Raw genomic sequence first — 14,174 nt, forward strand, 5'->3', positions numbered from 1 at the left:
GATGGCGCCGACGGAGCAGTTGGACCACAAGGACCAGCGGGTGCAGATGGTGCTGACGGAGCTGTTGGACCACAAGGACCGGCAGGTAACGATGGAGCTGACGGAGCAGTTGGACCACAAGGGCCTAAAGGAGACGATGGCACAGATGGCACAGATGGAGCAACTGGACCGCAAGGTCCGCAAGGAGCTCAGGGCCCACAAGGACAACCTGGACAAAACGGGCAAGATGGGCAGGATGGAGCCGCTGGACCACAAGGACCACAAGGACCACAAGGACCTGCAGGTCAAAATGGACAGGATGGACAGAACGGTCAAGACGGAGCCGTTGGACCGCAAGGACCAGCAGGGCCAACTGGCGCTACTGGACCACAAGGCACTCAAGGACCTATAGGACCACAAGGAGTTCCTGGAGCTCAAGGACCACAAGGGCAGACAGGAGCAACAGGACCGGCAGGTGCTGATGGTGCTGACGGAGCTACGGGACCACAAGGACCTCAAGGTGAAGTTGGGCCATCTAATGCATATACTGGGTTTTTTATTATAGACAATACTACATTAACAGAAACAGGTACTTACGAACAAGTAATTGATATGATTCCGTTTGAACCTTCTCAGGTTACTTTTGTTGCTCATCCTAACATAGGTAGTTTTGATCTAAATGAAGACAATGCTCTAGCAGATACTCCAAATGCTAATACAGATAATAACACAGCTCTTTTAGAGAATAGCTTTGGAACTATGAATGGATTTGCACGTGCAGGAAGCCCTATCAGTCAAGCAGTTATTTTTGTCGGAGGAAGTGGGTCTTCTATAAATAATATTTCAAGATATTCTAACAACGATCAATGTATAGGGTTACGTTACACTGATAATGATGGAGATAACATGGGAGTCATTGCTGCAAAAATAACTTCCTTTGAATCTGATGGGTTTACATTAGATATTACGTATACTGAAGGAACTTCTGGACCAGCTGATAGACAAGATGATATATTAGATGAGGCTGTGATTGTATTATTCACTGCTTACAAGTAAAAGAAAATGAAATATTATATCACTATAATTTTAGTTTCTGTTTTTGCTTTCGCGAAAGCGCAAACAGCATTCCACAATTTTGGAAATGTACAGATACACGATCAAGGACAAATAGGGTTTCATATAGACCTCATTAATGATGGAGATTTTAACCAGAATCTTGGGTTAGCAGGATTCTATAACTTTAATAATAGTCTCACTATATCCGGAACCAATGAACCTATCTTTTTTGATATGGAAGTAAATGTTCCTGATGATTTATTTTTTGAAGTCTCAACAGGTGTGACTAATTTTTTTGATTTTATAAATGGAAGAATCATTACCCCTAGAGAAAATATAGGAATTACGTTAGATTTTAGAAATAATGGTGTTTATGCTGGTGAAGGAAATAATACACATGTAGATGGATATATAAATAATGCAGGAGATTTAGATTTCAGGTTTCCTATTGGAGATGATTTCAGGCTTCGTACTATGACTGTATTACCGTTAGACAATACGTTTACTTTGTATAAAGCAGCCTATTTTTTTGAAGATCCGAACTCACCTTCTACCCTAACGGGTTTCTTTAATACTAATTTATTTCAAAATACACTATCTATCATTAGTGAAAAAGAATATTGGGATTTAGATGGTACATTGCCTGCAAGAGTAACGTTAACTTGGGATGATCAAAGCGACATTCCAGTATTAGCTGATGAATTATCATCTCTTCGAGTGGTTGGTTTTTCTACAGCACTTAATCAATGGGTTAATCTAGGAAATAGTTCTTTTTCTGGAACTATGGAAGCGGGGGAAATAACATCTGATATTATGGAACCTAATCTCTACAGTGCGCTTACTTTTGGTTCTATTTTAAGAGGTAATGGAGCTATTACAGTGTATACACTTATATCGCCTAATGGAGATGGAAAAAATGATACCTTAATCATTGAAGGATTAGAAACAAGTCCAGATAATGAATTGATTCTTTTTAATAGATGGGGTGTGGAAGTATTTAGAAAAAAGAACTATGACAATTCTTTTGGTGGAATTTCTGATGGTAGAGCTACGATAGACGGGAGTTCTGAGTTACCAGTTGGTACCTACTTTTATGTACTAAAACTACAGGATCAAAAAGATCTTGCTGGTGCGTTTTACATCAATAGATAAAGAATACATAATCATTTTTTAGGTAGCCTACTCGTTTCTTTTTATTTTTAAAGCAAAACAAAAAGCTTCTTTCGGTGATCAATCCTATTATAGAAACTGATAGATTATTCTTACGAGAATTTAAAAAAGGGGACGGTATTCATTTTTTTCAAATGAATGCGGATTCTGAAGTCATACAATACACGGGAGATACTCCATTTAAAGATATTGATGAAGCACATACATTTATAGAAACGTATGATGCCTATAAAAAAACAGGCATTGGTCGTTGGGCCGTTATTCGAAAGTCTGATCAAGAATTTTTAGGATGGTGTGGTTTAAAATATCATGCTAAAGATCGAGTTGTTGATATAGGGTTTCGTTTTTATAAATGTTATTGGAATCATGGATATGCCACAGAAAGTGCAAATGCAGTAATACACTATGCATTTGACTCTTTAAAATACCCTTTCTTAGTGGCTCATGCACATATAGATAATATAGCCTCACATGGTGTTATTAAAAAATGTAATATGCATTTTTTAAAAGATTTTGACTACGATGGACTCCCCGCAAAATTATATCGTATGGACAATCCTGATTATCATCTAAAACAAATTACTGCAGAAGATACTTGGCCAGTGCGTCATCCTGTATTACGAAAAGGAAGACCTCTTGAAGACGTATATATGGAAGCCGATGAAAAAGAATCTACATTTCACGTAGGCATTTTTCATCAACATCAAATCATAGGTGTAGCCTCATTTATGGACGATTCTAAACCTATTTTTACAGGAAAACAATACCGACTTAGAGGCATGGCTGTATTACCTGAATATCGAAGACGAGGTATTGCTGAACTCTTATTAAAAAAAGGAGAAGAAATACTTAGAGAAAGAGATTGTATTTTACTGTGGTTTAATGCTAGAATTATAGCTGTTTCTTTTTATAAAAACTTAGGATACAAAACTATTGGCTCTGAATTTGATATTCCATTAATAGGGCCTCATTATTTAATGAAAAAAGAACTTGAATGAACCGTAGAACATTTACAAAAACAATCATATTAGGAGGTGTAGCTACTACCCTTCCCGTCCAATTATACGCATCTACGGCAGGTATTCAAATTTCTAATGACGAATTATTAGGAAAAGGGAGTCCTTCATTAACTTCAGGAACAGGGTATAAATTACGGCCAGATGCTGCTGTTGCATTTGAACAACTAAAAGCTGCTGCTTTAAAAGATAAAATCCAAATTAAGGTTGTGTCTAGCTATAGAGATTACGCACATCAAAATAGGATTTGGGAACGTAAGTATAACCGCTTTCGCGAAAGCGAACTCTCCCCTATTCAAGCTATTAAAAAGATTATAGAGTACTCTACCATTCCTGGCACCTCCAGACATCATTGGGGAACAGATATAGACTTAATAGACGGTACTCCAAAAGTAACAGGAGATGTACTTGTTCCATCAAAGTTTCATGGTACAGGTCCATTCTGTAAGTTTAAAGAATGGATGGATGCTCATGCAAATTCTTTTGGATTCTATTTGGTGTATACAGATATAGCTGATCGTAAGGGGTTTAACTATGAACCATGGCATTATAGCTACGCACCATTATCAATCCCCTATCTTAAAAGTTATAATGGTTTAGATATAAAAACAATATTACAGGAAAATAAACTAGTTGGGAGTGAACATCTTACCTCAACATTTATTGATCAGTATATCACAGAGAACATACTTGATATCAATCCGTATTTATTAGGTTAAAGGGATTCTATAATTCTTTTTTCTGCTAGTGCTTCTTTAAAATCAGGACGATCTTCTAAGGCTTTAGAAATCCATGATGTTGCCTTTTGTTTTTCCATTTTATGTCTATATATCTGGGCAAGTCTATAATACGCCCAATCTTTTGGGACACCATCTGCTGGAGAATAATTCATGATATACTTATCTAAACATTCTATTCCTTGGTCAAGGCCTATCCCATATTGCCCTGCTATTTTCCCTAATTGATAATGTAATCTATTTTCAGAATTATGTTTTTTACGAGCCTCATCTAAGACTTCTAAAGCTTTTGCGGGAGCATCATTTTTTTCATAATGCTCATACAATTTGGTATAACACACTACAGATCCGCCAACCTCAACAGCTTTTTTATAATTAGACTCAGCATCTTTAGGTCTATCATTATATTCTGCGATATATCCATGTGCTAAAAACCCATCTACTGGGGATAGTTTAGAGAGTTCATTAGCATATTTTTTTGCTTTACTTTCACTTCCGCCAATAATGCTTGGTAATTGAATATAAAATTCTACTAATGCCCATCGAGCTTCCACATGTGTAGGATCTAATTCTGTTGCAGTGACAAAGGCTTCTTTAATATCTCCTATTAATCCTAAAGCTCTTACTTTGTTTATAGCAAGTGCTTTCATTCCTAGTACGCCTCCATACTTATAATGATAGTTAGCTACTTTTGGAGCTAGTTCTACTAGTTTTTCATAATAATCTATGGCTTCGTCCCAATCTTCGGCATAACCATAAATATCACCTAGATATTCTAATGTTTTAAGATCGTTAGGGTGTTGTTTTAAATAGGTTTGAAAGATTGATTTTGCCTGTGTAAACTTTTTGTTATTGAAGTAGGTTTCCGCTTTCGCGAAAGCAGAATTAGAAGTATCTACCTGCGCAAAGGAACAGATAGGGAATAATAAGAAAAGGATCCACTTCATAGGATTTATAATTTTTGCAAATATATACGAAAATAATGCCAAGCTTGATTTTGGTTAGGATTAAGATTTGGGAGGGTATTGTTTAAATATTTTTTCTACCAATTTTTTAAAATAAGCATCTCTTTGATTTGGTGTAGACTTCACTTTTACATCACTCTCACTTATGGCCTGCCATACAAGTGTTCCTCCATGATCCATATCATAAAACTCAAGTGTTATTTGCTGATGTTGCTCACGCCCTCCAATAGGTATTCCGCCACTTATCCCAACACCTACATTACCTCCGCCGCCGCCTAGACCAACACCTACAGTGTTTCTAGAAGCAGTCTCATACTCTGATGCTTGTATTAAAATGGATAAGCTATTGTAGTCTGTTCGGGTATATCCCTTTGATTCAAGAACGCTATCTGTAAATTTTATAAAACGTCGCTCATCAAACTCTGAAAGTCCTGTTGGCTCACGAAAATCATACTGATACGTTTTATATGATTCAAAAGAAGCCTTTTCATCATAATCATAATCTACAAAGGTAGACCCACAACTAATCAAAAAAGAAGCTATACCTATTAAAAATAATACTCGCATTAGGATATTGTTTGTCTAAAAATAAACAATACAATAGGAGTTATATTGTGTTTTGCTATTTCTTAACTATTTTTTTTGTGATGACTCCTTTATTAGTTGTAATACGTGCAAAATACATTCCTTTCACTAAAGACGAAAAGTCAATAGATGTATCTTGCGCTGTCATTACTTTTTTACCAGTTACAGAAAATACCTCTATCGCCTGTAGTTCTACTTCTGATAGGAGCTCGATATTCAAAATACTTATTGTAGGGTTAGGATATAGTCTAATATTATTTTCAATAAGTTCTTCCTCTACGCCTAATATACACTGTTCTTCTACCTCTTCTATAGAGTTACAGTCTGGAGCATTGTTATTAATTATCAAAATAGAATTACTAGTATTAGTACAGAGAAAAGGATTTACACAATTAGAAAGATTAAAATTATTTGTTATTTGTATAAGTTGAGAAGGAGTTTCATAATTTGATAATGCAAATATATCTACAAGAGCGTCATTATTATCAACTATAAGTTCTTGAAGAACATTCCCTTCTTCCAATCCATTTAAACTAGTGATAAGATCATTATTAGAGATTTCTATAATATTTGCATCTATAACAGCACCATTCAAAGAAACGACAGTATTTAATAAAGGATTATTTGAAATTTTAAAATTATCACTCAAAATTTCAAAAACTTGAGACAACGCGTCTATGTTTTGCAGGGATGCATTATTCTCTATAATAAAATCCATCAAAGTATCTGGCAGTGTGCTACCTATTGAGAATAAATTTAATCCGTTAAGATTTTCTAACAATGGGTTATTTGAAATTTCAAGACCTCCTACTATTTGAATAGAACTAAGTGGTGTTAGATCTACAATATCATCTCCAGATATTATTAAAACCCCTTCTATAAGATCACATCCTAAAGCGTTTTCTCCAAAAGCATCAACCTCAACCTGAGAAGTTAATACAACATCACTAGAAGAACATAAAGCACAACTATTAGCAACTTCTTCTTCAGTTGCACAACCTACAAGATTATTTTCGATAGTGATCAGATCAGTATTCGTAATATTATCACATAATAATGCTATCCTACAATCTGAAAGATTAGAATTATTAGTTATTTCTATAAAAAAAGTGGGAGGTAATAGATCTGACAAAGCAGATATATCTTCAAGAACATCATTACCAGAGATTGTAAGACCACCTATACTAAAGGAAGCTCCTGCATTTTGTAGGCCTTCTAAGTTTGTAAGAGAATCATTATTTATAACCTCTATTCCTACAATTACTTCTTGCAGACTTTCTAATGAAGATATATCAGTTAGTAAAGGATTATCTTGAATAACTATAGTTTCAAGGAAGCTTAAACTATTTAGTCCTTCAAAAGAGGATAAATTCATATTATTCCTTACTGTAAAAGTGATACCTCCGCTACTATAATTATCTAAGCCTATCAAATTTTGTAAAGAATCATTACCTTCAATAATAAGACTATCAAAAGTTTCTTGTAAATCATTTAATCCTTCAAGATCAATGAGACTGTCATTGTTTATAATTTCTACACCTATAAAACCAAAAGTTCCAAGTCCTTCTAGGGATAATAACATTGGATTATTAGATATTACTACATTAAGTCCTATGTTTTCTATGTTTTCTAATCCTGCTAAACTTGTTAATTGAGTATTAGTATTTATTATTAAACTATTATCAACAGATATAATTTGAGACAAGGGAGTTAAGTCAACAATATCTGTCCCTGAAATAGTCATATCGCTAGGAAAAGAGATCATTGTACAATCTGGAAAATTAATAGGAAAAGCATCTATTTCTGCTTGAGAAGTAAATATGAGATTTCCTTCTGGACATTGTCCAAATCCAATAAAAAAAGAAAATAGAAATAAAAATGATAGTAGTGTTTGTTTCATAGTCAACGATTTAGATTAAAAGTAAACATACCAATTAATCCAATACTAAATAACTAAAAACAAGATTTTAACGATTATTCTTCATTAAGCATTTTCCATAGCGCGTCTTTAAGCTCTACAAGGCCTTGTTGTGCAACAGAAGAAATAAATAAATAAGGTATTGGCAATTCTCTATCTAACTCTTCAGAAAGTTCTGCTGTAAGCTCATCATCCAGCATATCACTTTTAGTAATCGCTATGAGACGGGATTTATCCAGCATTTCTGGATTATATTTTTGTAATTCGTGTAATAACACATCGTATTGGCCAGCTATACTATCTGCATCGGCAGGAATCATAAAGAGTAAGGTTGAATTACGTTCTATATGACGTAAAAATCGATGTCCTATTCCTTTTCCTTCGGCGGCACCTTCTATAATTCCTGGAATATCTGCCATTACAAAAGATCTAAAATCTCTGTATTGTACAATTCCAAGATTCGGTTTGAGTGTTGTAAACTCGTAGTTGGCAATTTTAGGTTTTGCGGCAGTTATTGCGGCAAGTAAGGTAGATTTTCCAACATTTGGATATCCTACCAATCCTACATCTGCCAGTACTTTTAGTTCAAGAGTAAGCTGTGCTTCATAGCCATCTATACCAGGTTGTGCGTAACGAGGCGTTTGATTGGTACTACTTTTAAAATGCCAGTTACCACGTCCTCCCATTCCACCTTCGGCGGCGATAAACTCTTGACCGTCTTCTGTGATTTCGAAAATCACTTTATCAGTTTCGGTATCTCTAAGGGTAGTTCCTAAAGGGACTTCAATATATTCGTCCTGACCATCATGACCTGTAGATCTTGATTTTGCACCATTCCCACCATGACCTGCACGTAAATGGCGTTTAAATTTAAGATGCAATAATGTCCAAAGGTTTTTATTTCCTTTTATAATAATATGACCTCCACGACCACCATCACCTCCATCAGGGCCACCTTTTTCTATAAACTTTTCTCTATGTAAATGTGCAGAACCTGAACCTCCATTTCCAGAGGTCACGTGTATTTTTACATAATCAACAAAATTTCCTTCAGTCATTTTTCTAGTTTCTTGTGTAGGCAGGAATAGGATCCTGAGTCACCATTTATATTTATCAGTTGTACGTTTTCTTTATACGCTTTCGCGAAAGCGTACCCAGCAATCTTACTATATATTATATAATAACCCGTTGTGCATTTTTACAAAACAACTGGTATATTATCCTATCAATCTTCATTATGTACCTCTAATCCTAAAGGAAGTAATGAAAATTTCTTCGATTCACCCTTCAAGGAAGGGAAAAAAATCAAGAAACCTGTTTAAAATGCACAACGGGTTATAATACTCTTCTTATAATGTATCAATTACAGCACTTAATCGCTCTGTAATATCTTCTATACTTCCCACACCGTCTACGCCAAAGTATTTATTTTGCTTTTCGTAGTATCCTTTTAAAATAGCAGTTTCGTTATAATATACTTTGATACGGTTGCGAATTACAGCCTCGTCTGCATCATCTGCTCTACCCGATGTTTTTCCTCTTTCTAATAAACGTTGCACCAGTACCTCATCATCTACTTCTAGGGCAACCATCGCAGCAACTTCTGTATTTTTTGAAGCCAATAATGTAGCTAATGCTTCTGCCTGTGCTTCTGTTCTAGGAAAACCATCAAATATAAATCCATTTGCATTTGGATTCTTTTCTACTTCTGCATTTAGCATATCTATCGTCACAGTATCAGGAACTAATTGTCCTTTATCCATATATGATTTTGCCAATGTTCCTAATTCGGTTGCATTTTTTATGTTGTATCTAAACACGTCTCCTGTAGAGATATGTACTAGACTGTATTTTTCTTTTAATACATCTGCTTGTGTTCCTTTTCCTGCACCTGGAGGGCCGAATAAAACAAGGTTCTTCATGTGTGATTGTTTAAGTTTATAAATAGAAGTAAGATTACGTCCTAGTCCTTTATAGTCTAGTCCGAATCCAACAACAAAATCATTGGCAATCTCTAAGCCTATATAATCTATTGTATATGGTTTTGTATACGCTTCTGGTTTGTAAAATAAGGTGGCTATTTTAAAAGAAGCGACTTCTTCCTGTTCGAGAATCTGTATAATCGTTTCTATGGTATTACCAGAATCTACGATATCTTCTATCACGACAACGTCACGACCTTTTAAAGAAGGCTCTGCTCCCATGACGGTAAATATTTCGTCACTTTGTGCTAATCCATCGTAACTCGCTACCTTGATAAAGCTCATCTCACACTCTCCATTAAACTTTTTGATAAGTTCTGCTGCAAAAAGAAAAGCACCATTAAGTACTGTCAAAAATACAGGGCGTTTATCTTTATACGCATCATTAATAAGCACTGCAACGCCGTTTACAGCTTGTTGCACTTTTGTATTTGAGATACATTTTTCAAAAGTAAGTTCGTGTAATTGTACAGTCTTCATAGTGTTTTACAAAGGCGCAAAGATACCACCAGAAAAGGACAAATCACAAATTCGGATTCTATAATACGCAAACTTGTGAAAAGCATCTAAATTCTGAAGTATTGATACGAGATTAGAAACGATGTTTTTGTATTTTTGAGTTTTAATTTTTATGCTTGTCGTACTTCGGCAAGTGTCACATTGAGCTTGTCGAAATGCTCAGCATAAACCTCAACGCTGTTGAGAACGTACTTATATGAAAAACTATTTTTCTTCAGAATTCAAATTAGGTATTTTAGGTGGTGGTCAATTAGGCAAAATGATGCTTTATGACACCCGAAAATATGACATTCAAACGTATGTACTAGATCCAAGCCCAGAAGCGCCTTCAAGAATTGCTTGCAATTATTTTGAACAAGGTAGTCTGATGGATTATGACACCGTAGTTACTTTTGGTCGTAAAGTAGATGTGCTCACTTTTGAGATAGAGTCTGTAAACATAGCAGCACTAGAAACTTTAGAAAAAGAAGGCCTGACTGTATATCCTTCTTCAGATACTTTACGAAAGATTCAAGACAAAGGTGTACAGAAGGAATTTTATACGGCTAATAATATTCCTACAGCGTCTTTTAAAATATACCCATCAGCAAGTGCGATTCTTGAAGATAGTCCTAGTTATCCTTTTGTTTGGAAGTCCTGTACAGGCGGATATGATGGGAAAGGAGTTTCTGTGATTAGAAGTGCTCAAGATTTAGAAAAACTACCTGAAGTTCCTTGTATTGCAGAAGCAATGATTCCGTTTAAGAACGAGCTTGCTGTGATTGTAGCGCGTAATCCTTCGGGAGAAGTGACTACGTATCCTGTAGTAGAAATGGAATTTCATCCAGAAGCAAATCAGGTAGAATATGTAATTTGCCCTGCTCGTATTGATGAGCAAGTTGCTCAAAAAGCAAGAGCTGTTGCCGAGAACGTGTCAAAGGCTTTTGAACATGTAGGACTCCTAGCTGTCGAGATGTTTCAAACCAAAGAAGATGATATCTTGGTAAACGAAGTAGCTCCAAGACCGCATAATAGTGGTCATTATAGTATAGAAGGCAGTTACACCAATCAGTTTGAGCAGCATATACGAGCTATCTTAGATTTACCTTTAGGAAAAACAGCAAGTAAAGTTGCTTCTGTGATGGTAAATCTTGTAGGGGAAGAAAATTATCAAGGACAAGTTCTTTATAAAAACATTGAACACATCATCCAAATGGATGGTGTTACGGCTCATATTTATGGAAAAAAAGAAACACGTCCTTTTAGAAAAATGGGACATGTTACCATTGTAGATGAAGACATAAGTATTGCAAGAGCTACCGCCGAAGAGGTTAAAAAAATGATTAAAGTAATTTCTGAATAATATAAACACAAAAGGATCAAAGTATATGAAAGTAGGAATCATTATGGGAAGTACAAGCGATCTCCCAGTTATGCAAAAAGCCATCGATATTCTTGAACATTTAGGAATTGCTACGGAAGTCGATATTGTAAGTGCACACCGTACGCCAGAAAAGCTTTTTGATTATGGTCAAAACGCACATACAAGAGGTATCAATGTCATTATTGCTGGAGCTGGAGGTGCGGCACACTTACCAGGAATGGTGGCGTCATTATCACCACTTCCTGTGATAGGAGTTCCTGTAAAATCACGTAATTCTATAGATGGGTGGGATTCTGTACTATCTATACTACAAATGCCGGGCGGTGTTCCTGTAGCGACTGTAGCATTAGATGGAGCTCAAAATGCAGGGATACTTGCAGCCCAGATTTTAGGTGCTACAGATACTGAAGTACAACATAGAATTGTTACGTATAAGCAAGAGCTAAAACAAAAAGTAATTGACGGAGCAAAAAGTCTAAAATAAAAAAGACCACCTCTCCAGGTGGTCTTTTTGTCAATGTAACATTTGGGTATTGAATTATTATTTATTAACCATCCTAAATAGTATCAAACCTTATGTATTTTACATTGAATTGGGGAATTCTCACTAAAACTCACGTCAAAGATATCACGTAGTTTGAAACTAGTTGCTAAAATCCGACGAGCACAACTAAAACATAGATGAAATACACAAAATCATCGATAAAAAACATAATTTAATTGCATTTTATATGAACATAGCAGATAATCCACTTTTAATTCCTTTCAATGAAGCGCCATTTTCTAGTATAAAAAATGAACACTTTAAGCCTGCATTTGAAACTGCTATTACTATGGCTAGAGAAGAAATAAATACTATTGCCAACAATACAGCAGCACCTACTTTTGAAAATACAGTGGTTGCACTTGACTATAGTGGTGCTCAATTAGATCGTATTTCTAGTGTATTCTTTAATTTGAATAGCGCCGAAACAAATGAACATATTCAAAAAATAGCACAAGAAGTATCTCCTTTGCTTTCTGAATTTGGCAATGACATTACACTTAACGAACAATTATTTGCTCGTATCAAGAGTGTGTATGATCAAAAAAATACACTTGAATTATCTGTAGAAGAACAAACACTACTCGATAAAAGATATAAAAGTTTTGCTCGTAATGGAGCCAATCTTCCTGAAGATAAGAAATCTAGATTGAGAGAAATAGATGCTGCATTAGCAAAATTAAAGCTTACGTTTGGAGAAAATGTACTAGCAGAAACAAACGCCTATGAGTTACATCTCACTGATGAAAGTGATCTAGATGGGTTACCAGAGAGTGCTAAAGAAGCGGCTGCAAGTGAAGCGAAGAATCGAGATAAAGACGGATGGGTGATCACCTTAGATTATCCAAGTTACATTCCGTTTATGAAATATGCTACTCATAGAAATTTACGTAAAGAACTTTCTATTGCTTTTGGAAGCAAAGCCTTTAAAGGCAACGAACAGGACAATCAAAAAAATGTGTTAGAAATTGTTCAATTACGTCATGAACGTGCGAATCTTCTTGGGTATGATACACATGCTCATTTTGTACTGGAAGAACGTATGGCAGAAACACCAGACAAAGTCATCACCTTCCTAAACACATTACTAGAAAAAGCAAAACCAGCGGCAGAAAGAGAATTTGCACAGTTAGAAAATTTCGCGAAAGCGGAAGACAACATTGAACGATTAGAAAAATGGGACAGTTCTTATTATTCTGAAAAACTAAAACAAAAATTATTTAGTCTGGATGATGAGCAATTGAAACCCTATTTCAAATTAGAAAACGTTATCACAGGTGTATTTACTGTAGCACAAAAATTATTTGGACTTCAATTTGAAGAAGTATTTGATGTAGACACCTATCATGAGGAAGTAAAAACCTATCATGTCCTGGATGCCGATGGGAATTTCATCTCTTTATTTTATGCAGATTTCCATCCTCGTAAAGGAAAACGAGGGGGTGCTTGGATGACATCATTTAAATCACAAATGATGAAAGATGGCGTTAATGAGCGCCCTCATGTATCTAACGTCTGTAATTTCACACCTTCTACACCAAGTAAGCCTTCTTTACTTACTTTTAATGAAGTAACTACCTTATTCCATGAATTTGGACATGGACTACATGGAATGCTTGCCAATACCACCTATCCTAGTTTATCAGGAACCTCTGTATATTGGGATTTTGTAGAACTTCCTAGTCAAGTGTTAGAAAACTGGTGTTATGAAAAAGAAGCATTAGAGTTATTTGCAACACATTATGAAACTGGAGAAGTAATCCCTATGGAATTAGTACAGAAGATCAAAGACTCTGCGACTTTCCAAGAAGGAATGCAAACCTTACGTCAATTGAGTTTTGGATTGATGGATATGGCGTGGCATAGTCAAGACCCATCTGCGATTACAGATGTTAAGGCATTTGAAAGTGATGCATTTTCAGAGACGAGTTTATATCCTCCAACTCCTGAAACGTGTATGAGTACTTCATTTTCTCATATTTTTCAAGGAGGATATTCTTCTGGATATTATAGTTATAAATGGGCAGAAGTATTGGATGCCGATGCCTTTGAATATTTTAAAGAACATGGAATCTTCAATAAGGAGATTGCACAAAAATTTAAGGAGCATGTATTATCTAAAGGAGGTACTGAAAATCCAATGACGTTATACAAACGTTTTAGGGGGCAAGAACCTCAGCCAGATGCTTTATTGAGAAGAGCAGGGTTGATTTAAACAAAAGCAATTAAACGGGAATTAAACCGAGATCCCGCTGAAAAGCGGGATTAGTTCAACCATCTATTTTAGATACGTCTTACAGACTTTACAAAATAGTGTTTTACTAATAAAATTACATTTCA

11 protein-coding genes and 1 pseudogene are annotated in these 14,174 nt (G+C 35.4%); 7 read left to right on the forward strand and 5 right to left on the reverse strand.

From position 1 onward, the window contains the following. The 4 genes and pseudogenes from Q1A01_RS16785 to Q1A01_RS16800 all read left to right on the forward strand — a co-directional run. Positions 1-1,035 (forward strand): annotated as a pseudogene (locus Q1A01_RS16785) (hypothetical protein); the annotation flags it as partial. A 6-nt stretch (positions 1,036-1,041) separates the two neighbouring features. Beyond that, positions 1,042-2,187 (forward strand): gliding motility-associated C-terminal domain-containing protein, encoded by a 1,146-nt coding sequence (locus Q1A01_RS16790; protein WP_299683301.1) that lies wholly within the window; start codon positions 1,042-1,044, stop codon positions 2,185-2,187. 74 nt (positions 2,188-2,261) lie between these two features. Beyond that, positions 2,262-3,203, forward strand: coding sequence for a GNAT family N-acetyltransferase (locus tag Q1A01_RS16795; RefSeq protein ID WP_299683303.1), 942 nt, complete (start codon positions 2,262-2,264; stop codon positions 3,201-3,203). Beyond that, positions 3,200-3,940 carry a M15 family metallopeptidase gene (locus tag Q1A01_RS16800; protein ID WP_299683305.1) on the forward strand — a complete coding sequence of 247 codons (741 nt, stop codon included), beginning with the start codon at positions 3,200-3,202 and terminating at the stop codon, positions 3,938-3,940. The genes Q1A01_RS16795 and Q1A01_RS16800 overlap by 4 nt, the downstream gene beginning before the upstream one ends. Here the strand turns inward: Q1A01_RS16800 and Q1A01_RS16805 are convergent. The 5 genes from Q1A01_RS16805 to Q1A01_RS16825 all read right to left on the reverse strand — a co-directional run bounded on the left by Q1A01_RS16805 (position 3,937) and on the right by Q1A01_RS16825 (position 9,888). After that, the gene (locus Q1A01_RS16805; RefSeq protein ID WP_299683307.1) at positions 3,937-4,905 is read right to left on the reverse strand and encodes a tetratricopeptide repeat protein; all 969 of its coding nucleotides are present in this window, start codon (positions 4,903-4,905) and stop codon (positions 3,937-3,939) included. The genes Q1A01_RS16800 and Q1A01_RS16805 overlap by 4 nt on opposite strands. Before the next feature lie 60 nt (positions 4,906-4,965). Beyond that, positions 4,966-5,490, reverse strand: a complete 525-nt coding sequence (locus Q1A01_RS16810; RefSeq protein ID WP_299683309.1) for a DUF4136 domain-containing protein — start codon at positions 5,488-5,490, stop codon at positions 4,966-4,968. A gap of 55 nt (positions 5,491-5,545) precedes the next feature. Then, on the reverse strand, positions 5,546-7,408 hold the full coding sequence (locus Q1A01_RS16815; RefSeq protein ID WP_299683311.1) for a T9SS type A sorting domain-containing protein: 1,863 nt from the start codon (positions 7,406-7,408) through the stop codon (positions 5,546-5,548). Between the two features lie 74 nt (positions 7,409-7,482). Next, positions 7,483-8,484 (reverse strand): GTPase ObgE, encoded by a 1,002-nt coding sequence (gene obgE / locus Q1A01_RS16820; protein ID WP_299683312.1) that lies wholly within the window; start codon positions 8,482-8,484, stop codon positions 7,483-7,485. 291 nt (positions 8,485-8,775) lie between these two features. After that, on the reverse strand, positions 8,776-9,888 hold the full coding sequence (locus tag Q1A01_RS16825; RefSeq protein WP_299683314.1) for an adenylate kinase: 1,113 nt from the start codon (positions 9,886-9,888) through the stop codon (positions 8,776-8,778). A gap of 235 nt (positions 9,889-10,123) precedes the next feature. Here Q1A01_RS16825 and Q1A01_RS16830 point away from each other — a divergent pair, with 235 nt between their 5' ends. From Q1A01_RS16830 to Q1A01_RS16840, 3 genes are all read left to right on the forward strand, one after another. Next, positions 10,124-11,269 (forward strand): 5-(carboxyamino)imidazole ribonucleotide synthase, encoded by a 1,146-nt coding sequence (locus Q1A01_RS16830; protein ID WP_299683316.1) that lies wholly within the window; start codon positions 10,124-10,126, stop codon positions 11,267-11,269. Between the two features lie 25 nt (positions 11,270-11,294). Then, complete coding sequence (gene purE / locus Q1A01_RS16835; RefSeq protein ID WP_299683318.1) at positions 11,295-11,774, forward strand: 5-(carboxyamino)imidazole ribonucleotide mutase; 480 nt, start codon at positions 11,295-11,297, stop codon at positions 11,772-11,774. Between the two features lie 247 nt (positions 11,775-12,021). Continuing rightward, complete coding sequence (locus tag Q1A01_RS16840) at positions 12,022-14,049, forward strand: M3 family metallopeptidase (protein ID WP_299683320.1); 2,028 nt, start codon at positions 12,022-12,024, stop codon at positions 14,047-14,049. The last annotated feature ends 125 nt before the right edge of the window (positions 14,050-14,174 follow it).

Source organism: uncultured Dokdonia sp. (assembly GCF_947492815.1).
Taxonomy (GTDB): Bacteria; Bacteroidota; Bacteroidia; order Flavobacteriales; family Flavobacteriaceae; genus Dokdonia.